The organism is Variovorax sp. 05T418, from assembly GCF_056396385.1.
In genome coordinates, this window is sequence record NZ_JBFTLJ010000004.1 from 705,382 (window position 1) to 727,704 (window position 22,323).

The 22,323-nt window shown below is 66.8% G+C and carries 20 protein-coding genes; 12 read left to right on the forward strand and 8 right to left on the reverse strand.

What is annotated here, in order from left to right:
- Nucleotides 1-147: 147 nt before the first annotated feature.
- Together AC1DMS_RS11915 and AC1DMS_RS11920 are read right to left on the reverse strand one after the other, a co-directional pair.
- The gene (locus AC1DMS_RS11915) at nucleotides 148-2,547 is read right to left on the reverse strand and encodes a DNA translocase FtsK (protein ID WP_028254019.1); all 2,400 of its coding nucleotides are present in this window, start codon (nucleotides 2,545-2,547) and stop codon (nucleotides 148-150) included.
- 94 nt (nucleotides 2,548-2,641) lie between these two features.
- Entirely contained in the window at nucleotides 2,642-3,316 is a 675-nt protein-coding gene (locus tag AC1DMS_RS11920) for a Crp/Fnr family transcriptional regulator (protein WP_018903175.1), read from the reverse strand.
- A 181-nt stretch (nucleotides 3,317-3,497) separates the two neighbouring features.
- Between AC1DMS_RS11920 and trxB the strand changes: the two genes are divergently transcribed.
- The 3 genes from trxB to rpmG all read left to right on the forward strand — a co-directional run bounded on the left by trxB (nucleotide 3,498) and on the right by rpmG (nucleotide 5,055).
- Nucleotides 3,498-4,457: a thioredoxin-disulfide reductase gene (gene trxB, locus AC1DMS_RS11925; protein WP_012746430.1), complete on the forward strand. Its 960-nt coding sequence runs from the start codon at nucleotides 3,498-3,500 to the stop codon at nucleotides 4,455-4,457.
- Between the two features lie 179 nt (nucleotides 4,458-4,636).
- The gene (gene rpmB, locus AC1DMS_RS11930; RefSeq protein ID WP_007830293.1) at nucleotides 4,637-4,870 is read left to right on the forward strand and encodes a 50S ribosomal protein L28; all 234 of its coding nucleotides are present in this window, start codon (nucleotides 4,637-4,639) and stop codon (nucleotides 4,868-4,870) included.
- An 11-nt stretch (nucleotides 4,871-4,881) separates the two neighbouring features.
- Nucleotides 4,882-5,055, forward strand: coding sequence for a 50S ribosomal protein L33 (gene rpmG / locus AC1DMS_RS11935; protein ID WP_007830291.1), 174 nt, complete (start codon nucleotides 4,882-4,884; stop codon nucleotides 5,053-5,055).
- A 150-nt stretch (nucleotides 5,056-5,205) separates the two neighbouring features.
- On the opposite strand, the gene AC1DMS_RS11940 is transcribed toward rpmG, so the two are convergent.
- From AC1DMS_RS11940 to AC1DMS_RS11950, 3 genes are all read right to left on the reverse strand, one after another.
- A complete protein-coding gene (locus AC1DMS_RS11940; RefSeq protein WP_012746429.1) occupies nucleotides 5,206-6,420 on the reverse strand; it encodes a DesA family fatty acid desaturase in 1,215 nt (404 codons plus the stop codon).
- 133 nt (nucleotides 6,421-6,553) lie between these two features.
- Entirely contained in the window at nucleotides 6,554-7,825 is a 1,272-nt protein-coding gene (locus tag AC1DMS_RS11945; protein WP_012746428.1) for an RsmB/NOP family class I SAM-dependent RNA methyltransferase, read from the reverse strand.
- Between the two features lie 28 nt (nucleotides 7,826-7,853).
- Complete coding sequence (locus tag AC1DMS_RS11950) at nucleotides 7,854-9,707, reverse strand: M48 family metallopeptidase (protein WP_412510474.1); 1,854 nt, start codon at nucleotides 9,705-9,707, stop codon at nucleotides 7,854-7,856.
- Nucleotides 9,708-9,751: 44 nt separating this feature from the next.
- Here AC1DMS_RS11950 and AC1DMS_RS11955 point away from each other — a divergent pair, with 44 nt between their 5' ends.
- Nucleotides 9,752-9,988: a DUF1653 domain-containing protein gene (locus tag AC1DMS_RS11955; RefSeq protein WP_018903172.1), complete on the forward strand. Its 237-nt coding sequence runs from the start codon at nucleotides 9,752-9,754 to the stop codon at nucleotides 9,986-9,988.
- Nucleotides 9,989-10,028: 40 nt separating this feature from the next.
- Here the strand turns inward: AC1DMS_RS11955 and AC1DMS_RS11960 are convergent, their stop codons facing one another.
- Nucleotides 10,029-10,349 carry an I78 family peptidase inhibitor gene (locus tag AC1DMS_RS11960; protein ID WP_018903171.1) on the reverse strand — a complete coding sequence of 107 codons (321 nt, stop codon included), beginning with the start codon at nucleotides 10,347-10,349 and terminating at the stop codon, nucleotides 10,029-10,031.
- Between the two features lie 34 nt (nucleotides 10,350-10,383).
- A complete protein-coding gene (gene purN, locus AC1DMS_RS11965) occupies nucleotides 10,384-10,980 on the reverse strand; it encodes a phosphoribosylglycinamide formyltransferase (RefSeq protein WP_018903170.1) in 597 nt (198 codons plus the stop codon).
- Between the two features lie 144 nt (nucleotides 10,981-11,124).
- On the opposite strand from purN, the gene AC1DMS_RS11970 reads away from it, so the two are divergent.
- The 4 genes from AC1DMS_RS11970 (at nucleotide 11,125) to AC1DMS_RS11985 (ending at nucleotide 15,690) form a co-directional block, all read left to right on the forward strand.
- On the forward strand, nucleotides 11,125-12,306 hold the full coding sequence (locus tag AC1DMS_RS11970; RefSeq protein ID WP_478181046.1) for an acyl-CoA dehydrogenase family protein: 1,182 nt from the start codon (nucleotides 11,125-11,127) through the stop codon (nucleotides 12,304-12,306).
- 12 nt (nucleotides 12,307-12,318) lie between these two features.
- Nucleotides 12,319-13,434 (forward strand): acyl-CoA dehydrogenase family protein, encoded by a 1,116-nt coding sequence (locus AC1DMS_RS11975; protein WP_478181047.1) that lies wholly within the window; start codon nucleotides 12,319-12,321, stop codon nucleotides 13,432-13,434.
- A gap of 85 nt (nucleotides 13,435-13,519) precedes the next feature.
- Nucleotides 13,520-14,872 carry an alpha/beta fold hydrolase gene (locus AC1DMS_RS11980; protein ID WP_478181048.1) on the forward strand — a complete coding sequence of 451 codons (1,353 nt, stop codon included), beginning with the start codon at nucleotides 13,520-13,522 and terminating at the stop codon, nucleotides 14,870-14,872.
- Between the two features lie 29 nt (nucleotides 14,873-14,901).
- The gene (locus AC1DMS_RS11985) at nucleotides 14,902-15,690 is read left to right on the forward strand and encodes an enoyl-CoA hydratase (RefSeq protein WP_478181049.1); all 789 of its coding nucleotides are present in this window, start codon (nucleotides 14,902-14,904) and stop codon (nucleotides 15,688-15,690) included.
- Here AC1DMS_RS11985 and AC1DMS_RS11990 read toward each other — a convergent pair.
- Entirely contained in the window at nucleotides 15,687-16,247 is a 561-nt protein-coding gene (locus AC1DMS_RS11990) for an HNH endonuclease (protein WP_012746419.1), read from the reverse strand. The genes AC1DMS_RS11985 and AC1DMS_RS11990 overlap by 4 nt on opposite strands.
- 166 nt (nucleotides 16,248-16,413) lie before the next feature.
- Between AC1DMS_RS11990 and AC1DMS_RS11995 the strand changes: the two genes are divergently transcribed.
- From AC1DMS_RS11995 to AC1DMS_RS12010, 4 genes are all read left to right on the forward strand, one after another.
- On the forward strand, nucleotides 16,414-17,451 hold the full coding sequence (locus tag AC1DMS_RS11995) for a bifunctional riboflavin kinase/FAD synthetase (protein WP_012746418.1): 1,038 nt from the start codon (nucleotides 16,414-16,416) through the stop codon (nucleotides 17,449-17,451).
- A 122-nt stretch (nucleotides 17,452-17,573) separates the two neighbouring features.
- Nucleotides 17,574-20,423 (forward strand): isoleucine--tRNA ligase, encoded by a 2,850-nt coding sequence (gene ileS / locus AC1DMS_RS12000; protein ID WP_478181050.1) that lies wholly within the window; start codon nucleotides 17,574-17,576, stop codon nucleotides 20,421-20,423.
- Entirely contained in the window at nucleotides 20,423-20,935 is a 513-nt protein-coding gene (gene lspA / locus AC1DMS_RS12005) for a signal peptidase II (RefSeq protein WP_478181051.1), read from the forward strand. The genes ileS and lspA overlap by 1 nt, the downstream gene beginning before the upstream one ends.
- A 377-nt stretch (nucleotides 20,936-21,312) precedes the next feature.
- Nucleotides 21,313-22,323: a LacI family DNA-binding transcriptional regulator gene (locus tag AC1DMS_RS12010; RefSeq protein ID WP_478181052.1), complete on the forward strand. Its 1,011-nt coding sequence runs from the start codon at nucleotides 21,313-21,315 to the stop codon at nucleotides 22,321-22,323.

A 22,323-nucleotide genomic window follows, 5' to 3' on the forward strand; every position in this document is an offset into this window, starting at 1 on the left:
TCCTCGGAAAAAGCGATGGCGTTGACAGGACCATACCCCGCTGCGCGTTGCGCCATGTGCGGGGCTTCATGAAGTTTTGCAACGTTATTGCAGCTTTTGCAACGTGGCTGTCAGTGGGTAACGCCCAGGTGCGCAGGCATGCGCCGGCTATTCGGCGCGCGCCGGCACCAGGATCTCGCGCTGGCCGCTGCCGCTCATGGCGCTGACCAGGCCCGCCTTCTCCATGTCTTCCACCAGCCGCGCCGCGCGGTTGTAGCCGATCTTCAGGTGGCGCTGCACCAGCGAGATGCTGGCCTTGCGGTTCTTCAGCACCACTTCGACCGCCTGGTCGTACATCGGGTCCTTCTCGGCGTCGCCGCCCTCGCCCAGCATGTCGCCCTCGCCATCGACCGTGCCGCCCTCGAGCACGCCTTCGATGTAGTCGGGCTCGCCCTGGCTCTTGAGGTAGGCCACCACGCGGTGCACTTCCTCGTCGCTCACGAAGGCGCCGTGCACGCGGATCGGAAGGCCCGTGCCGCTCGGCATGTAGAGCATGTCGCCCATGCCCAGCAGCGCCTCGGCGCCCATCTGGTCGAGGATGGTGCGGCTGTCGATCTTGCTCGACACCTGGAACGCGATGCGCGTGGGAATGTTGGCCTTGATGAGGCCGGTGATCACGTCGACGCTGGGCCGCTGCGTGGCCAGGATCAGGTGGATGCCGGCGGCGCGCGCCTTCTGCGCAAGGCGGGCGATGAGCTCTTCGATCTTCTTGCCCACCACCATCATCAGGTCGGCGAGTTCGTCGATCACCACCACGATGTGCGGCTCGCGCTTGAGCGGCTCGGGGTCGTCGGGCGTGAGGCTGAAGGGGTTGTAGATGAACTCCTCGCGCGCCTTGGCTTCATCGATCTTGGTGTTGTAGCCGGCCAGGTTGCGCACGCCGAGCTTGCTCATGAGCTTGTAGCGGCGCTCCATCTCGGCCACGCACCAGTTCAGGCCGTGCGCGGCCTGCCGCATGTCGGTGACCACCGGCGCCAGCAGGTGCGGAATGCCTTCGTAGACCGACATTTCGAGCATCTTCGGGTCGATCATGAGCAGGCGGACGTCGCGTGCCTCGGCCTTGTAGAGCAGCGAGAGGATCATCGCGTTGATGCCCACCGACTTGCCCGAACCGGTGGTGCCGGCCACCAGCACGTGCGGCATCTTTGCCAGGTCGGCCACCACGGGGTTGCCGATGATGTCCTTGCCCAGGCCCATCGTCAGGAAGGACTTGCCTTCGTTGTAGACCTGCGAGCCGAGGATCTCGCTGAGCTTGATCGACTGGCGCTTGGCGTTCGGCAGCTCGAGCGCCATGTAGTTCTTGCCCGGGATGGTTTCGACCACGCGGATCGACACCAGCGAGAGCGAACGCGCCAGGTCCTTGGCCAGGCCGACGATCTGCGAGCCCTTGACGCCGGTGGCCGGCTCGATCTCGTAGCGCGTGATCACCGGGCCCGGCGAAGCCAGCACCACATGCACTTCGACGCCGAAGTCCTTGAGCTTCTTCTCGATCATGCGCGAGGTCATCTCGAGCGTGTCGGCCGAGACCGTTTCCTGGCGCGCCTGCGCCGCGTCGAGCAGGTCGACCTGCGGCAGCTTGCTGTCGGGCAGTTCCTTGAAGAGCGGCTTCTGGCGCTCCTTGACAACGCGGTCGCTCCTGGGCACCTCGGTCATCGCGGGCTCGATCTGCACCGGCGGCGACGCCGCGCGGCGCTTCGGGCGCGGCTCGATGCGCAGTTCTTCGTCGCCGTCGAAATCCGCCGGCTCGCCACCGTCCGCTGCACGCGAGAACGGCAGGTCTTCGGCCTCCGCACGCTCGCGGGCGGCCTGCTTGCCCATGGCGATGTCGGCCGCCATTTCGCGCTTTTCGCGGCGCGACTCGAACAGCGAATAGGCCCGCGCGCCGATGCGCTCGGCGATCTGGCTCCATGAGAAACGAAACACCAGCGCCGAGCCGATCACGCCGGCAGCGATGGCCACCAGCGCCGATCCGGTAAAGCCCATCCAGCGCACGCTTGCGGGCCCCACCAGGTAGCCCAGCACGCCGCCGCCCGAACCCGGCAGGTGGGACTCGAGCCGGTACAGGCGCGACCATTCGAGCACCACGCTCGCGCACAGCAGCAGCACCAGGCCGAACCAGAACGCCAGGCGGCTGCGGTTGAAGCGCCCGCGCACCGGCTGCTCGGCCGGCGCGGCCTCGCCGCCGCGCAGCCAGTTGGCCAGCGACGAAAGCCATGCCCGCAGGCCCGCCGCGAGGCACCACCAGACCGAATAGCCCGCCAGGAAATAGCTGCCGTCGGCCAGCCAGGCGCCGATGCGCCCGCCCCAGTTCTTGATCTCGCCGCCGGTGCCGGAGGTCGACCAGGCCGCATCGGAGGGCGTGAAGCTCAGCATGGCCAGCAGCCAGAACAAGAGCCCCGCAAAGCCCGCCACCAGCGTGATCTCGTGGGCGAAGCGCATGGCGCGCAGGCGCACCGGCTGCCCCTCGGCGGCAGAAGAAGATTGAAGTGTATTGAGCGAATAGGTCATGAAAAACGCGGCACCCAATCCTTCGAAACGGCGGCTGGATGCCTGAACACTACAACAAAAGGGTGCGGCCGCCTGAAGCGCCGGACCCGGCGGCTCAAGCCAGGGACAAGAGCCGGTCCTTGACGATCATGGAGCCGTCGTCCTGGGTCTGGACAAATCCGCGCTCCTCGAGATCCTTCATCACGCGGCTCACCATTTCGCGCGAGGCGCCCACCATTTTCGCGAGATCCTGGCGCGAGATCTTGTCGCGCACCTTCAGGTTGCCTGCCCCATCGTCGATCGCGAACTCGAGCAGCGAGCGCGCCACGCGCCCATAGACGTCCATCAGCGCAAGCGACTCGATCTTGCGGTCGGCATGGCGCAGGCGCTGCACCAGGCCGCGCATGATGTTGTAGGCCATCGAGGAGTTCTCGGGCAGGCAGCGTGCGAAGGCGTCCCGGTCCAGCATGAGTACGTCGCACTGGATCTCGGTGCGCACCGTGGCCGAATGGGGCTCGTCATCGATCAGGCTCATCTCGCCGATGTAGTCGCCGGGATGCAAGGTGGCAAGGATCACCTCGCGCCCGCGGTTGTCGGCGCTCGTCACGCGCGCGCGTCCGGTCAGGATGATGTAGAGCGCGTCGGATTTCTTGCCCTGCTCGACAACGACTTCGGCCCGCTTGAAGCGCTTCTTGATGATCGCATCCGCAATGCTTGCAGACTGCGAGGACGTGAGCGAGGCAAACAGCGGAACGCGCCGCAGCAACTCAAGATTGGACAGCATCGACATTTATCAATCCCTGATACGGCGTGCGCAAGCTCGTCCATCGTGGGCCCGATGGATTACTACAATCGCGCGCATTGAAAACACCGTGCACCCGGTGTTGAACCGAGCGGTGATACTCCACATATATCGCTACCACCCTGAAAATGTACACGCTGAAGCAGCGCAAATCCTAGGTTTTCCACTCATGTCCGCTCCCCAACACGCCAAGGTCTTGATTCTGGGCTCCGGCCCGGCCGGCTACACCGCCGCCGTCTACGCAGCCCGCGCAAACCTCCAGCCGCTGCTCATCACGGGCATTGCCCAGGGCGGCCAATTGATGACGACCACCGAGGTCGACAACTGGCCCGCGGACGTGCATGGCGTGCAGGGCCCCGAGCTCATGCAGCGCTTTCTCGAGCACGCAGAACGCTTCAAGACGCAGATCGTCTTCGACCACATCAACAAGGTCGACCTCGGCAAGCGGCCGTTCACGCTCACCGGCGACAGCGGCACCTACACCTGCGATTCGCTGATCATCGCCACGGGTGCTTCCGCCAAGTACCTGGGGATCGACTCGGAACAGAAATTCATGGGCCGCGGCGTCTCGGCCTGCGCCACCTGTGACGGCTTCTTCTACCGCGAGCAGGAAGTGTGCGTGATCGGCGGCGGCAACACCGCCGTCGAGGAAGCCCTGTACCTGGCCAACATCGCGAACAAGGTCACGCTGGTGCACCGCCGCGACAAGTTCCGCGCCGAGCCCATCCTGATCGACAAGCTCATGGAGAAGGTCGCCGAAGGCAAGATCGTCCTGAAGCTGCACAACGAACTCGACCAGGTGCTGGGCGACGACACGGGCGTGACGGGCATCCGCATCAAGAACACGCAAAGCGGCGCCACCGAGCAGATCGACCTCAAGGGCTGCTTCATCGCGATCGGCCACCACCCCAACACCGACATCTTCCAGGGCCAGCTGGAAATGAAGGACAACTACATCCTGACCCGCTCGGGCCTGCAGGGCTTTGCCACGATGACCAGCATTCCGGGCGTCTTTGCCGCCGGCGACGTGCAGGACAACGTGTACCGCCAAGCCATCACGAGCGCCGGCACCGGCTGCATGGCCGCGCTGGACGCCCAGCGCTTCCTCGAGCAGGACGGCACGCTTTAAGCGAGTGGCCCCAAAGGGGCTATAATCCAAGGCTTTGCCGAAATAGCCCCTTTCAACCGGGGCCGAGAATCCAGGCAAAGCCGGGGTACCGCCACCCGTTTTCTGGCGAGGTCAAGCTGCAAAACACCTGCAATCGCCACGATTGCGCCGGTGCCAGCTGTTCAAGAAAGAGTGTCCTCATGGCACGCGTATGCGACGTAACGGGCAAAGGCCCGATGGTCGGAAACAACGTTTCCCACGCCAACAACAAAACCAAGCGCCGGTTCCTGCCGAACCTGCAATACCGCCGTTTCTGGGTCGAGACTGAAAACCGCTGGGTTCGCCTGCGTGTTTCGAGCGCCGCACTGCGCCTGATCGACAAGAACGGCATCGACGCCGTGCTCGCAGACCTGCGTGCACGCGGCCAAGCTTAAGGAGCTGAATCATGGCAACGAGCAAAGGCGGACGCGAAAAGATCAAGCTGGAATCCACCGCGGGTACCGGCCACTTCTACACGACCAGCAAGAACAAGAAGACGATGCCTGAAAAGATGTCGATCATGAAGTTCGACCCCAAGGCACGCAAGCACGTCGAATACAAGGAAATCAAGCTGAAGTAATTCGGCCCGGTTTCCCCCACGAAAAACCCGCTGCTCACCCCAGCGGGTTTTTTGTTGCCTGTCGAATCACGCGCAGCGCGGCGCAGTGCGACAGGCGTAAAAAAGCCGGCCCGAAGGCCGGCTTCTTGACGGGCGCGGACGCCTGCCTGATCAGGCGCGTGCGGCGCGCAGGCGGGTCGAGAACTCGCGCAGGCCCGCGATGCCGCTGGCCTCCGCGCGGTGGCACCAGGCCGCCAGGTCGGCCGCCAGCTGCTCGCGCGACTGCGAGGTGTTGAGCCAGAGCTGGCGCAGCTCTTCGCGCATGGTGACCATCTTGTCGATCACCGGGTGGGCAGCGCGCGCCTGCACGAGGTGCGAGCGGGCCGATGCGGGTACCTTGTCGTCGTCGCGATGCAGCCAGTTCTTGGCCGCCTTGAGCACCGAAATGTCGCCGCCCTTGGTCTTGAGCGCAGCCAGTTCGGCCTTGGTGACGCGGCGCATCTCGCGGGCATAGCCGGCCATGACTTCATAGCGGTTGGCAATGACGGCCTCGAGCGTCTTCTCGTTGGCCACGGGCTGGATGTCGCCCATCAGCATCTTCGGCGGCACCTTCTTGACCTTGGCCCAGCCGATCTTCTGCATCATCTGGATGTAGACCCAGCCGATGTCGAATTCGTACTTCTTGACCGAGAATTTGGCCGAGGTGGGATACGTGTGGTGGTTGTTGTGCAGCTCTTCGCCACCGATGATCAGACCCCAGGGCGAGACATTGCGGCTGGCGTCGGGCGCCTCGAAGTTGCGGTAGCCCCAGTAGTGGCCGATGCCGTTGATGATGCCGGCCGCGGTGATCGGGATCCACAGCATCTGCACGGCCCAGACCGTGAGGCCGAGCGCGCCGAACAGCGCCAGGTTGATGACCAGCATCAGGCCCACGCCCTGCCAGCTGTAGCGGGTGTACAGGTTGCGCTCGAGCCAGTCGTCGGGCGTGCCGTGGCCGTAGCGCTCCATCGTTTCCTTGTTCTTCGACTCGGCGCGATACAGCTCGGCGCCGCGCCACAGGACTTCGTCGATGCCCTTGACCTGCGGGCTGTGCGGGTCTTCTTCGGTTTCGCACTTGGCGTGGTGCTTGCGGTGGATGGCCACCCATTCCTTGGTCACCATGCCGGTGCCGAGCCACAGCCAGAAGCGGAAGAAATGCGAGGGGATCGGGCCCAGATCCATGGCCCGGTGCGTCTGCGTGCGGTGCAGGAAGATCGTGACCGCAGCGATCGTGATGTGCGTGGTGACGAGCGTGTACAGCACGACTTGCCACCATGTGAGGTCCCACAAGCCGTGTCCGAGCCAGTCGATGGCCGCGCTCAAAACGGCAGAGTCAGGAATCAACATTGAATTAAGTGCTCCATGGCCACACGAAGGTGCAGCCTTTCAGTTAACCCGCGATTTTAAGGCGGCAGGGCCAAAATGAGGCCCTTTGCCCTTCCTTAAAGGCGCAGATTTACCCTAATTTGGAGTGTCGTGCCTATTTGCGGTTCCACACCGCGGCAAAGAAACCGTCCGTGGCGTGGCGGTGCGGCCACAGCCGCAGATAGCGGCGGCCGTCCGCTCCGCCTGCGCAGAGCGCCTCGAAACCCTCCACCTTGAGCCCCTGCAGCAGTTCCGCGGCGTCCTGGGGCACGAAATCGGGGTTGGCGGCGCTGAAAGCCTCGGCAATGGCCTCGTTTTCCTCGGGCAGCACGCTGCAGGTGGCATAGACCAGCCGTCCGCCCGATTTCAGCAGGCGCGCCGCGCTTTGCAGGATGGCGGCCTGCTTGACCGTCAGTTCCTCGACCGATTGGGGCGACTGGCGCCATTTCAGGTCCGGATTGCGGCGCAGCGTGCCCAGGCCCGAGCAGGGCGCGTCCACCAGCACGCGGTCGATCTTGCCGGCCAGGCGCTTGATGCGGTCGTCCCGCTCATGCGCGATGGCGGCCGGATGCACGTTCGACAGCTTGCTGCGAGCGAGCCGCGGCTTGAGCGCGTCGAGCCGGTGGGCCGAGGTGTCGAAGGCGTAGAGCCGGCCGGTGTTGCGCATGGTCGCGCCGATGGCCAGCGTCTTGCCGCCGGCGCCGGCGCAAAAATCGACCACCATCTCGCCCCGCTTGGCATCCAGCAGCAGCGCGAGCAGTTGGGAGCCCTCGTCCTGCACCTCGACGGCGCCGCGGGCGAAGGCGTCCAGCTTGGTCAGCGCGGGCTTGCCGTCGATGCGCAGGCCCCAGGGCGAGAACGGCGTTGCTTCCGATTTGATAGCAGCCTTCGCAAGCTCCGCCTTGACTTCGGCGCGCTTGTCGGTCAGCGCATTGACGCGGAGATCGAGCGGCGCGGGCTGCTGCAGGCTTTCGACCAGGGCCCAGAAACCGTCGCCCAGCTGGGCCTTGAGCGGCCCCACCAGCCATTCGGGCAGGTTGTGGCGATGGCGTTCGAGCAGATCGTCCGGCTTGACGGCGTCGCAGTTGTCGAGCCAGCGCTTTTCGGTGTCGTTGAGGGCGCTCTTGAGGAAGTCGCGCGGGCCGTGAAAGCCCAGGATCGCCATGCGGCGCTCCTTCGAGCCGCTGCCCGAGGGCGAGAGGTGGTCGAACAGCAGCTTCTTGCGCAGCACGGTGTAGACGGTTTCGGCAAGCGTGGCGCGCTCGCGCGGGCCGAACTCGCGGTGGTCGCGGAAAAAGCGCGAAACGACCTGGTCGGCCGGGTGATCGAATTTCAGGACAAGGCCGACCAGATCGGCGGTGGCCTCCAACAGGGCTTTGGGGTGCATGCCCCGATTGTCTCAGCCGGGCGGCCCGCTACGCGGTGCGCGTCCAGATCGCCCCGAAAGCCTGCCGCTCGATCTCCTCCAGCGTCGGCGAATGGCCGGCCCAGAGCACCAGCGCCGCGCCCGGCAGGCTCAACGTGTGTTCGAGCTGGCGGCAGAGCTGCCAGCGGTCGTCGTCGTCCAGCCCCGGCAACTCGACGAACACGACGTAGGCCCGGCGCCACGGGAATTCGCGCAGGATCTTGCGCACCAGCCAGGCCCGCGAGACGGGCAGGCAGCGCGCGAGGTCGGCCCGCAGCTCGCCCAGTTCGTGGTCGCCCAGGTCGTGCCGGGCGATCTGGCTGAAGAAAGGCGTCTCGGTGATCTCTTCCCAGGCGCGGGCCTCGGCTTCCTCGGCCTCCTTGAGGCGGCCGCGCCACAGCTTGAGCGCGTCCTCGTCGTGCGCGCCCGCATCGGGGTCCTCGAGCGCGGCCACGGCACTTTTCGCGGCCCACCAACGGCTCGCCGCGCTGGAGCCGTACAGGCGCTCGAGCACCGCCAGGCGCGCCGCGCGGTCGCGCAGGGGCAGCATCTGGGCCAGTCCGCGCAGGGCGCCGGAGTGCTCGGGCGCGATCTGGAGTGCGCGCTCATAGCGGGCACGCACCGGGGCGGCCGGATCGAGCCGGCGTTCGGCATCCGCCCACTCCACCAGCTCGTCGGGCGTGTTGCGCTCGCCCCGCGCCGCGAGCAGCTCGACGCGCTCGCGGATGCGCGAGCGATGCGCGTGGTGCTGCTTCCAGTCGCCGGCATGGGCACGGCGCCACTGGTTGTCGAAATGCGCGATCCACTTGGCGCTGTCGGCCAGCATGCCCAGCGCGGGTTCGACCGACCAGGGCGGCACCACGGCCTTCTGGCCGAGCGCCTCGAGCCGGTCGCGCAGCACGGGATGGGTGTCTTCCAGGTCGCTCACGCGCCGCATGGCTTCGCGCAGGGCCTGGCGCGCGAATTCGGCGTCCGGCGGCGTGGCGGCGCGCTGGCTCAGGGCCTCGAAGGGACCGGGCGGCTGCGGCTCGCGTTCGGCGCGCGCCCAGTGCGAGGCCCAGAACTCGTCGGCATACCAGCGGGCCTTGATGGCGATCTCGGTCAAGGCGGCCGCGGCCACGGGCGTGCCCAGCAGGCGGCCGGAGATGCGGTCGGCTTCGTATTCGTCCTGCCGCGCGAGCGCGAAGGTGCGCGCCGCGAAACGCGGAAAGTACCAGCGGAAGAAGGCTTGCGACACCAGCGCCATCACGCCTTCGTCGCGCTGCAGGCTGGCGTCCAGCTTCAGCCATGAAAGCCGCGTGCGGTAGATCCAGGCACTGAGCTTGCCGTGGTTGCCGCGCAGGTGCCCGTATTCATGGGCGAGCACCGACAGCAGCCGCCACCGGTCCAGCATCATGAGCAGCGGCAGCCCGATACTCAGGGAGTTGACCGCCCCGCCAAACAGCCCGAAGCGCGGTACCTGCCGGATGCTGGCATTGAACTCGTCGTCGAGATAGACGCGGTGGACCGGCGGCCCCTTGATCTTCTTGCGGATGCGCTCGAGCGCCTCGAACAGCGCGGGCGCATCGGCGCGCGAAAGCTCGCGCCCTTCAGGCTCGTCGAACCGGACCCAGAGCGCGCGCAGCGTGGCCCAGAGCAGGCCCAGGGCGAACAGCAGCAGCCAGCCGCGCGTGAAGCCGAAGCGCCCGCGTCCGGCCGCCAGCGCGACCCAGGCAATGATGCCGACCGAAAGCGCAAGGCAAGCCAGCACCCAGAGATAGCCGAGCGCCGCAAAAGCCGCGACGCCGCGCCGGTAGCGCGCGCTGTCGTCCGCGCTGGCATGCTCGCTCAGCCTGACGAGGTGAACAAAATCAGCGCGATCCATCCGACTTTCCTCCACCAGCCTCCCATTGAAAGGCCAGCAAGAACATGAACGACGACAACGACCTGCCACCCCTGATCGAGACGCCCCCCGGCCGCTATCGGCACTACAAGGGCGGCGAATACGAGGTGCTGGGCACCGTGCGCCACAGCGAAACGCTGGAGCCGATGACGCTGTACCGCGCGCTCTATGGCGCGAAAGGGCTGTGGGTCCGCCCGGCTGCGATGTTCGAGGGCACGGTGGAGATCGACGGCGTCATCCAACGGCGCTTCGCGCCGATCTAGAACACCAGGTATTCGACGACGGCGCCGGCCCCGGCACGCCTCAGCCGCAGCGGACGTCCGTCACGCGGCCGCGTGCATCCACGTCGAGGTTCAGGCGCCCGCCGTTGAGTTCCATCGTCACTGCCTCGCCGGGCTTCAGCGCACGTACCGTGCCCGCACCGGCGCGCACGCGGGCGGCGGCCTCGAGTTGGGGCGACAGCGGCTGGCCGACGGCGAAGCGCGCGCCATCCGCATTGCACTGGAACACCGGCTCGGGTGGTGCAGCGGATGCGGATGCGGGGGCTGGTGCGGGGGCTGGCGCGGCGCAGGCCGACAACAGGACAGCGCCGGCGACCGCGGACAGTAGCGATTGGGTTTTCATTCGTGCTCCCGAAAACCCGCGAATATAAACAAATTTAAGACGTGTGACTTGATGTATCTGCAAGCCACGCGGCAATGGCGCGTGGATACAACTGATGCTCCTGCGCGAGCACCCGGCCGGCCAGCGTGGCGGCCGTGTCGTCCGGCAGCACCGGCACCACCGCCTGGTCCAGGATCGGACCGTGGTCGAGTTCCGTCGTGACCTGGTGCACCGTGACGCCCGCCACCTTGCAGCCGGCATCGATGGCCCGCTGGTGCGTGTTCAGCCCCGCAAAGGCCGGCAGCAAGGAGGGGTGGATGTTGACCAGGCGGCCGGCGTAGCGCCCGACGAAGCCCGGCGTCAGGATGCGCATGAAGCCCGCCAGCACCACCAGCGCCGGCGAATGCGCGTCGACCGCCTTCGCCAGCGCCTCGTCGAAGGCCTCGCGCGTCGCAAACTCCTTGTGCGGGACCACGGCGGTTGCGATGCCGTGGGCCCTGGCGACGGCAAGCCCCCCTGCGTCGGCCTTGTTGCTGAGGACCGCGGCAATGCGCGCGCCGAAGCGCTCGGGCCAGCGGTCGCGCTCGGCGGCGCGCACGATGGCCGCCATGTTGGAGCCGCCGCCGGAGATCAGGATCACGATGTTCTTCATGGGAGGCCGGGATTATCTGTGCTCCGCCCGCGTTGTCGCCGCGCGGACACCGATTCACAGCACGACCGTGCTAAAACTCGAAGCTCCGGAGACATGCCGCCGCAGCCGCGACGGCGGCGGACCGATCAACACAGCGAGGCACGCATGGATTTGAGCTTCACGCCCGAAGAACAGCAGTTCCGCGAAGAAATTCGCGCCTGGGTCAGAGAAAACCTTCCCCAAGAGATTTCGCACAAGGTGCACAACGCGCTCGAGCTGACGCGCGACGATTTGCAGGGCTGGGCCAAGATTCTTGGCAAGAAGGGCTGGCTCGGCTACGGCTGGCCGAAGGAATTCGGCGGCCCGGGCTGGACCGCCATCCAGCGCCACCTGTTCGAGGAAGAAACCGCGCTGGCCGGCGCGCCGCGCATCATCCCGTTCGGCCCCGTGATGGTCGCCCCGGTGATCATGGCTTTCGGCAATGCCGAGCAGCAGAAGCGCTTTCTTCCCGGCATCGCGAGCGGCGAGGTCTGGTGGAGCCAGGGCTACAGCGAGCCCGGCTCGGGCTCCGACCTGGCCTCGGTCAAGACCCGGGCAGAGCGCCACGGCGACAAGTACATCGTCAACGGCCAGAAGACCTGGACCACGCTCGGCCAGTATGGCGACTGGATGTTCAACCTCGTGCGCACCAGCAACGAGGGCAAGCCCCAGACCGGCATCAGCTTTCTGCTGCTCGACATGAAGTCGCCCGGCGTCACGGTGCGGCCGATCAAGCTGCTGGACGGCAGCCATGAAGTGAACGAGGTGTTCTTCGACAACGTCGAGGTGCCGGCCGAGAACCTGATCGGTGAAGAGAACAAGGGCTGGACCTACGCCAAGCACCTGCTCTCGCACGAGCGCACCAACATCGCCGACGTGAACCGCGCCAAGCGCGAGCTCGAGCGCCTGAAGCGCATCGCCAAGAGCGAGGGCGTGTACGACGACCAGCGCTTCCGCGACGAGATCGCCAAGCTGGAGGTCGACATTGTCGCGCTCGAGATGATGGTGCTGCGCGTGCTTTCGGCCGCCACCTCGGGCAAGAATTCGCTCGATGTCGCGGGCCTGCTCAAGATCCGCGGCAGCGAAATCCAGCAGCGCTACAGCGAACTGATGATGCTGGCCGGCGGCGCCTATTCGCTGCCGCTCATCCGCGAAGCGATGGAAGCCGGCTGGCAGGGCAACTTCCCGGGCGGCAACCCTGCCCTTGCACCGCTTGCATCGACCTTCTTCAACATGCGCAAGACCACCATCTACGGCGGCTCGAACGAAGTGCAACGCAACATCGTCGCCCAGACGGTGCTGGGCTGAGGAGACAAGAACATGGATTTCAATTTCACCGACGACCAGGAACAGCTGCGCGACGCCGTTCGCAAATGGGTCGACAAGGGCTATGACTTCGAACGCCGCCGCGGCATCGAGGCCCAGGGCGGCTTCTCGCGCGAGGCCTGGGACGAACTGGCCGAACTCGGCCTGGGCGGCCTCTACATCGCCGAGGACGACGGCGGCCTGGGCATGGGCCCGGTGGCCGGCATGGTGGTGATGGAAGAACTGGGCCGCGGCATCGTGCTGGAGCCCTTTGCGCAGACGCTGATCGCCGGCGCCGTGCTCAGCGGCTACGCCAGTGCCGACACCAAGGACAACTGGCTGCCGCGCATCGCCGGCGGCCAGGCCATCGTGGTGCTGGCTCATCAGGAACGCAAGTCGCGCTACCGCCTCGACGTGTGCGAGGCCCATGCGGCCAAGGCCGGCGAGGGCTGGTCGCTGACCGGCGCCAAGAGCGTGGTGCCGGTGGGCGACGAAGCCGACGCCTACCTGGTGCCGGCCAAGGTCGACGGCAAGATCGCCCTCTTCCTGGTCGAACGCAGCGCGAGCGGCGTCGAGGCCCGCGGCTACGGCACGCAGGACGGCGGCCGCGCGGCCGAGGTGGTGTTCGACAAGGCGGACGCCACGCTGGTCACGGCCGACGGCCTGGCCGCGCTCGAATACGCGGTGGACGTCGGCATTGCCGCCACCTGCGCCGAAGCGGTCGGCGTGATGGACAAGACCCTGGCCCTCACCGTCGACTACATGAACCAGCGCAAGCAGTTCGGCGTGACCATCTCCACCTTCCAGGCGCTGCGCCACCGCGTGGCCGACATGAAGATGCAGCTCGAGCTCGCGCGCTCGATGAGCTACTACGCCACGCTCAAGCTCAATGCGCCCGCCGAGGAGCGGCGCCAGGCGCTGGCACGCGCCAAGTACCAGCTGGGCGTGTCGATGCGTTTTGTCGCGGCGAATTCGGTGCAGCTGCATGGCGGCATCGGCGTGACCGACGAATACATCGGCAGCCACTATTTCCGCAAGCTCACGCAGCTCGAAATGACCTTCGGCGACACGCTGCACCACCTGGGCGAAGTGTCGGCGCGCATGCAGGACACGGCCGGCGTCTTCGCCTGACGGAGTTTTTCCCATAGCATCCAACGCCCGCCCGCCTTGCGCCGGCGGGCGTTCTTACTGGAACCCTGCCAGGAACACACATCACATGCCATCACGCCGCACCCTGCTGGCCCTCGGCCTCGCATCGACCGCCATGCTGACCGCCTGCGCCACCGTCCCTTCGCCTTCGTACACCGAACGCCCGCCGATCGTCTTCATGCACGGCAACGGCGATTCGGCCGCGCTCTGGCAAACCACGATCTGGCGCTTCGAGTCGAACGGCTGGCCGCGTGACCGGCTCTTTGCGCTCGACCAGCCTTATCCACTGGCGCGCGACGACGATGCCGTGGCGCAGCCGGGCCGCAGCTCGACCGCCGATTCGGCCCTCTTCCTGAAGGCCGAGGTCGACAAGGTGCTGAAAGCCACGGGCGCCGGCAAGGTGGTGCTGATCGGCAATTCGCGCGGCGGCAACACGATCCGCAACTACGTGCAGAACGGCGGCGGCGCGGCCGTCGTGAGCCACGTGGTGCTGGGCGGCAATCCGGCGCACGGCATCTGGGCCGTGAAGGGCTTCCGCGAGAACAACGAGTTCTCGGGGCTCTCGGGCTTCATGCAGCAGCTCAACGCACCGAAGGGGCCGAACGGCGACGAGGTCACGCCGGGCGTGAAGTGGCTCACCTTGCGCTCGGACAACAACGACAAGTACGCCCAGCCCGACGGCGTGTGGATCGGGGTGCCGGGCCAGCCGACGAACATCGGCTTCGACGGGCCGGCGCTCAAGGGCGCGACCAACCTGGTGCTGCCGCGCGTGGACCACCGGGAAACCTCGTTCTCGCCCGCGGCGTTCGCGGCGACCTGGCAGTTCCTGACCGGCGAAGCGCCGCGCAGCACGGCGGTGGCACCCGAGGCGAGCGTCGTGCTCGACGGCCGCGCGGTGGGCGCGGAGAACCTTTCGCTCAATGGCGGACAGGCCACCGTCTACGCGGTGGATCCGGCCACGGGCGCACGGCGCGGCGATGCGGTGCACAGCAAGAGCATCGGCGCCGATGGCCGCTGGGGTCCGTTCGATGCGCGCGGCGACACGGCCTACGAGTTCGTGCTCAGCGCACCCGGCTACGGCATCACGCACATCTACCGCAGCCCGTTTCCGCGCAGCAGCCGCGTCGTGAACCTGCGGCCCGAACGCCTCACGCCGGCCGATGGCAGCGCCCAGGCGGTCGTCGTCTTCACGCGGCCGCGCGGCTACTTCGATGCAGAGCGCGACACCATGCGCTTCGACGGCCAGAGCCCGCCGCCCGGTGTGCCGCCCAAGGGCTCCGGCGTGTCGAGTTCGCGTTTGCGCCTGGCCGCCGCGCAACCGCAGCGCGCAGTGACCGGTGAATTCAACGCGGAGCGCATCACCGGTCTGACATGGCCTGCGGCGCAGCAGCACGTGACGGTGCTCGAGCTGACCTACTGACTGATCAAAGAGCAAAGAGGGCCACGGACATGAATGACACGACTTCTCCCTTCGTGCTGGCGGCACGCGATGCGCGCGGCGTGGCCACGCTGACGCTGAACCGCCCGGCCTCGTTCAACGCCCTCTCCGAAGGCATGCTGGGCGCGCTCGAACAGGCGCTCGCTGACATTGCGGCCGACGACACCGTGCGCGCCGTCGTCATCGCGGCAGCGGGCAAGGCCTTCTGCGCGGGCCACGACCTGAAGGAAATGCGCGCCGAACCCTCGCTCGGCTACTACCAGCGGCTGTTCGAGCGCTGCGGCGCGATGATGCTGTCGATCCAGCGCCTGCCCGTGCCGGTGATCGCGCGCGTACACGGCATCGCGACGGCCGCGGGCTGCCAGCTGGTCGCGGTGTGCGACCTGGCGGTGGCCTCGAGCGAGGCGCGCTTCGCGGTCAGCGGCGTGAACGTGGGCCTGTTCTGCGCCACGCCGAGCGTCACGCTGTCGCGCAACCTGGGCCGCAAGCAGGCCTTCGAGATGCTGGTAACGGGCGAATTCATCGGCGCGGAGGAAGCCCGCGAGAAGGGCCTGGTCAACCGGGTGGCGCCGCCCAGCCAGCTCGACGCCGCGGTGGAGGCGCTGGTGGCCAGCATCGTCGCCAAGCCGCGCCAGGCGCTTGCGCTCGGCAAGGCGCTGTTCTATCGGCAGCTCGAAACCGGCATCGAGGCCGCGCTGGCCGATGCCAGCCAGACCATGGCCTGCAACATGATGGACGAGAGCGCGCTGGAAGGCGTGCAGGCCTTCATCGAAAAGCGCCCGCCCGACTGGAAGCGCTAGGTGTCGTGCAGCCGCGAACTCTGCGGCAGGTGTGCCATCAGGAATTCCATCTGGTCCGCCAGGATGCGGCGGTTTCGCAAAATGAAATCTTCCCAGAGGCTGGGCACGTAGGGCGCGTACAAGAGCGGCATGTTGGCCTGCTCGGGCGTGCGGCTGCTCTTGCGGTGGTTGCAGGGCCGGCAGGCCGTGACCACGTTCATCCAGGTGTCGATGCCGTTCTGCGCGAACGGAATGATGTGCTCGCGCGTGAGCTCGTCTTCATGGAAATGCCCGCCGCAGTAAGCGCAGATGTTGCGGTCGCGCGAGAACAGCTTGCTGTTGGTGAGCCCCGGGCGCTGGGTGAAGGGGTTGATGCGCGGCACGCCCTTGGTGCCGATGATGCTGTTGATCGCGATCTGCGACTGCTGGCCGGTGATGGCATTGTGGCCGCCACGGAACACGGCCACCTGCGCGCCCACCTCCCAGCGGACTTCGTCCGCTGCATAGTGGATGACCGCCTGTTCGAGCGATATCCATGACTGGGGCAGCCCTTGGGCCGACAGCTTCAAGACCTTCACCACACGCCTCCTCAAAAAGGGAAGAATCACGGAAAGACCAGGGACACGGAGCGCGCCGGAGACCACTTCAGGCGACGCACTGAGTCACAATATACCGGCTTTGTGACAAAACGGCCTGATGTGCCCATTCGACGGGCAAAAGGCGCTATCAAAAAGATACCCACCCATGCAGGTTTTCCGCGGCTTCCGGCACCCGGGCGTGGCTCCGGCCTGCGCCCTCACCATCGGCAATTTCGACGGCGTGCACCGTGGCCACCAGGCCATGCTGGCGCTCTTGCAGACCGAGGCGCGCCATCGCGGGCTGCCCAGTTGCGTGCTCACCTTCGAGCCGCATCCGCGCGACTACTTCGCCGCCGTCACCAAGAAACCCGACCTGGCGCCCGCGCGCATCGGCACGCTGCGCGACAAGCTCACCGAGCTCGCGGCCTGCGGCGTGGCGCAGACGGTGGTGCTGCCCTTCGACGGCCGGCTGGCCTCCCAGTCGCCCGAAGCCTTCATCCAGAACGTGCTGATCGACGGCCTGGGCGCACGCTACGTGCTGGTGGGCGACGACTTCCGCTTTGGCGCCCGGCGGGCCGGCGACTACGCCATGCTCGACGCCGCCGGCGATGCGCACGGCTTCGATGTGGCGCGCATGAACAGCTACGAGGTCCATGGCCTGCGCGTTTCCAGCTCGGCCGTGCGCGAGGCGCTGGCCGAGGGCCGCATGGCCGATGCCCAGCATCTGCTCGGGCGGCCCTACACGATCTCGGGCCACGTGGTCCATGGCCGCAAGCTCGGCCGCGCGCTGGGCGCCTCGGCGCCCGGCAAGGACGACGGGTTCCGCACCCTCAACCTGCGCTTCAAGCACTGGAAACCGGCGGCCAGCGGCATCTTCGCGGTGCTGGTGCACGGGCTGGCCGACCAGCCGCTGCCCGGCGTGGCCAACCTCGGCGTGCGCCCCTCGCTCGATGCCAACGACGTCAACGCGGGCCGCGTGCTGCTGGAGACGCATTGCCTGGAGTGGCCCTCGCATCTGGGAGCCGAAGGGGCCTACGGTAAAATCGTCCGCGTGGAACTCCTGCACAAACTGCACGACGAATTGCGCTACACCAGCCTCGAGGCCCTGACTGCGGGCATCGCAAAGGATGGGCGCGACGCGCGCGCGTTCTTTGCGTCGACCCACGCCGAAACCCACCGCCAGACCACGCGCGACCGAATTTAGCCCTGCACGCACCGTGCTGCCGCCCTTCGACAAGCTCAGGGCGAACGGCTTTTCTTCCGCACCGACCGCTCAAATGCAGTTCGGGCTGAGCCTGTCGAAGCCCCTCTGTTTCGCACTCCAACATGTCTGACGCCGCTTCCCCCACCGACTACCGTTCCACGCTGAACCTGCCCGACACCCCCTTCCCGATGCGCGGCGACCTGCCCAAGCGCGAACCGGGCTGGGTCAAGGAATGGAACGACGAAGGCCGCTACCAGCGCCTCCGCGACGCCCGCCACGGCGCGCCCAAGTTCATCCTGCACGACGGCCCGCCCTACGCCAACGGCCAGATCCACATGGGCCACGCGGTGAACAAGATCCTGAAGGACATGATCACCAAGGCGCGCCAGCTCGAAGGCTACGACGCCCTCTACGTGCCCGGCTGGGACTGCCACGGCCTGCCGATCGAGAACGCCATCGAAAAGCAGTACGGCCGCAACCTGAGCCGCGACGAGATGCAGGCCAAGAGCCGCGCCTACGCCACGGAACAGATCGCGCAGCAGATGGCCGACTTCCAGCGCCTGGGCGTGCTGGGCGAATGGGACCATCCCTACAAGACGATGGACTTTGCGAACGAAGCCGGCGAGCTGCGCGCCTTCAAGCGCGTGATCGAACGCGGCTTCGTCTACCGCGGCCTCAAGCCCGTGTACTGGTGCTTCGACTGCGGCTCGTCGCTGGCCGAATTCGAGATCGAATACGCCGACAAGAAGAGCCAGACCATCGACGTGGCCTTCAAGGCGCATGAGCGCGAGAAGGTGCTCAAGGCCTTCGGCACCGACCACACGATCCTCGGCGACATCTTTGCCGTGATCTGGACCACCACCGCGTGGACCATCCCGGCCAACCAGGCGATCAACCTGAACCCGGAGATCGAGTACTCGCTGGTCGACACCGAGCGCGGCCTCCTGATCCTGGCCAACTCGCTGGTCGAGATGTGCATGACGCGCTATGCGCTCGACGGCAAGGTGCTGGCCACGGTCAAGGGCGAGAAGCTCGGCGGGCTCGAGTTCGAGCATCCGCTGTACGACGTTGATGCGGGCTACCAGCGCCTGTCGCCGGTGTACCTGGCCGACTACGCCACCGCCACCGATGGCACCGGCCTGGTCCACTCCTCGCCTGCCTACGGCGTGGACGACTTCAACTCCTGCATCGCGCACGGCGTGGCCTACGACGACATCCTGAACCCGGTGCAGGGCAACGGCAGCTACGCGCCCGACTTCCCGCTGTTCGGCGGGCAGAACATCTGGAAGGCCGTGCCGGTCATCATCGCGGCGCTGCGCGATGCCAATCGCCTGCTCACCACCGAGACCATCACCCACAGCTACCCGCATTGCTGGCGCCACAAGACGCCGGTGATCTACCGCGCCGCGGCGCAGTGGTTCATCCGCATGGACGAGGGCGAAGGCGTGTTCACCAAGGACAAGGCGCCCAAGACGCTGCGCCAGACCGCGCTCGACGCCATCGAACAGACCAGCTTCTATCCGGAGAACGGCAAGGCCCGCCTGCACGACATGATCGCCGGGCGGCCCGACTGGTGCATCAGCCGCCAGCGCAGCTGGGGCGTGCCGATCCCGTTCTTCCTGCACAAGGATTCAGGCGAGCTGCATCCGCGCACGATGGAAATCCTCGACCAGGCCGCCGACATCGTCGAGAAGGGCGGCATCGAGGCCTGGAGCCGCGTCACGGTTGAAGAAATCCTGGGCGCCGAAGACGCGCCGCACTACACCAAGAGCACCGACATCCTCGAGGTGTGGTTCGACTCGGGCTCGACCTTCTATCACGTGCTGCGCGGCACGCACCCCAACGTGCACCACGAGAGCGGCCCCGAAGCCGACCTGTACCTCGAAGGCCATGACCAGCACCGCGGCTGGTTCCATTCGTCGCTGTTGATCGCCTGCGCGCTGGAAGGCCGCGCGCCCTACCGCGGCCTGCTCACGCACGGCTTCACGGTGGATGCCAAGGGCATCAAGATGAGCAAGTCGCTCAAGAACGGCATCGACCCGCAGGAAATCAGCAACAAGCTGGGCTCGGAAATCATCCGCCTGTGGGTGGCCGCGAGCGACTACTCGGGCGACATCGCGGGCGACGACAAGATCCTCGCGCGCGTGGTCGATGCCTACCGCCGCATCCGCAACACGCTGCGCTTCCTGCTGGCGAACACGAGCGACTTCGACATCGCGAAGGATGCCGTGCCGCTCGAGGAACTGTTCGAGATCGACCGTTATGCGCTCTCGCGCGCGGCGCAGTTCCAGGCCGAGATCCTTGCGCACTACAAGGTGTACGAGTTCCATCCGGTGGTGGCCAAGCTGCAGATCTACTGCTCGGAAGACCTGGGCGGCTTCTACCTCGACATCCTGAAGGACCGGCTCTACACGACCGCGCCGGGCTCGCTGGCGCGCCGCAGTGCGCAGACGGCGCTCTGGCACATCTCGCAGGCAATGCTGCGCTGGATGGCGCCGTTCCTGAGCTTCACGGCCGAAGAGGCATGGAAGTTCGTGAGCACGGGCAAGCCGGGCGAATCGATCTTTGCGCAGACCTACAGCAAGTTCGCCGCGCCCGACGAGGCACTGCTCGCCAAGTGGAGCCGCATCCGCGAGATCCGCGACGTGGTCAACAAGGACATCGAAGCCGTGCGCGCCGAAGGCAAGGTCGGCTCGTCGCTGCAGGCCAAGCTGCAGCTCAGCGCACCGGCCGACGACTTCGCGCTGCTGGAGTCGCTGGGCAACGACCTGAAGTTCGTCTTCATCACTTCCGCCATCGAACTGGCGGCGGGCGAGGCGCTGTCTTCGGTGGTGACGCCGAGCACGGCGCAGAAGTGCGATCGCTGCTGGCACTACCGCGACGACGTGGGCCACGACCCGGCGCATCCGACGATCTGCGGCCGTTGCACGAGCAACCTGTTCGGTGCCGGCGAGCCGCGGAGCTTTGCCTGATGGCGGCGGCACGCACCATGTCGGCATCGCGCTCGCGCAGCGGCAGCATCTGGCCATGGCTCGGGCTGGCGGCGATCATCCTGATCATCGACCAGTTCACCAAGACGCTGATCCTGGGCTACTACAAGCTGGGCGACGCAACCTACGTGACGAGCTTCTTCAACGTGGTTCGCGCGCACAACACGGGCGCCGCGTTCTCGTTCCTGGCCGACCACTCGGGCTGGCAGCGCTGGTTCTTCACGGCCATTGGCGTGGCGGCCGCGGTGTTCATCATCTGGATGCTGAAGTCGCACGCGGGGCAGAAGCTGTTTTCGTTCTCGATGGCCTGCATCCTGGGCGGGGCGATCGGCAACGTGATCGACCGGATGATGCACGGCTACGTGGTGGACTTCTTGAGCTTCCACGCGGGCAACTGGTACTTCCCGGCGTTCAATGCGGCGGACAGTGCGATCACGCTGGGGGCGATCTGCCTGGTGCTGGATGAGATACGGCGGGTTCGGCGGGGAAAGTGACGGTTTTTCTTTAGGGGGAGCGCCCGGCAGGCGGCGCGGCGCGGTCGGCCCCACTGTGCCGGCCGCTTCGCGGCTGCCCTGCGGTGCTCGCGTTTCGCGGGGTCTCGCAGAACTCGCCTGCGGCTCAAACAGCTGCGAGCCCTGATCCGCGAAACGCTGCGCTCCTCGGCGGCACAGAGGGGCCGTCCACACCGCGCCGCATGCCGGACGCTTTGTCGTGTGTTCAATGCCGCCTGCCCTCACCCCGGCCCTCTCCCGGAGGGAGAGGGAGCAAGATGGGCTCTCACGCTCGCGAGGGTTTCTCCCCACTTCATCGGCTGTCATGGCGGGGTCATACTGCCGCGGTGAAATGTAATCGATTACATGACACCGCACGAATGAGCATCCAAGCCGTTGCAGCCAAAGCCGGGGTTTCCGTGGCCACCGTGTCGCGGGCCTTCAATTTCCCCGACAAGGTGACCCGATCCACGCGGGAGCTGGTGGAGCGCGTGGCGCGTGAACTCGACTACGTGCCGAACGCCAGCGCGCGCACCTTGCGCACCCAGCGCAGCCGTGCGCTGGGCGTGGTGCTGCCGACGCTCTTGAATCCGACCTTTGCCGAATGCCTGCAGGGCATCGCGCGCGCGGCCATCGCCGGCGGCTACGCGATCATTCCGGTCACCACCGGCTACCAGCTCGACGAGGAAGAGCGCGCGGTCCACCTGCTTCTGGCCGGCAATGTCGACGGGCTGATCCTCGTGGTCTCCAATCCTTCCACGTCGGCCGCGCTGGCCCGGCTGCGCACCGCCGGCACGCCCTACGTGCTGGCCTACAACAGGCATCCCGGGCATCCCTGCGTGACCGTCGATGGCGAAGCGGCCGTGGCCGATGCGGTGGCGCGGCTGGTGCTGCACGGGCATCGCCGCATCGCGATGGTCAGCGGCACGCTCGCCGCGTCCGACCGCGCGCAACAGCGCTACCGCGGCTACCGCAAGGGCATGGCCGATGCCGGGCTCAAGGCACCGCCGCTGATCGAGGTGCCGTTTGTCGAAAGCGCGGTCGATGCGCTCGCCGGCGTGCTGCGGGCGCCTGGCCGGCCCACCGCGCTGGTCTGCTCGAACGACCTGCTCGCCATCCGCAGCATCCGCGCCGCGCACCTGGGCGGCCTTGCGGTGCCGGACGACCTCAGCGTCATCGGCTTCGACGGCATCGCGCTCGGCGAAGACCTGACGCCGGCGCTCACCACCATCGCGCAGCCCAACGACGACATCGGCCGCCGCAGCGTCGAGCTGCTGATCCAGGCGATGGCCGGCGGCACCGCGTTGCAGGCCGATGCGAGCCTGCTGCTGCCGTACTTCTTCCGCGATGGCGAATCGTGCGCGGCCGCGCGCGACGCCGCCAACGACTGA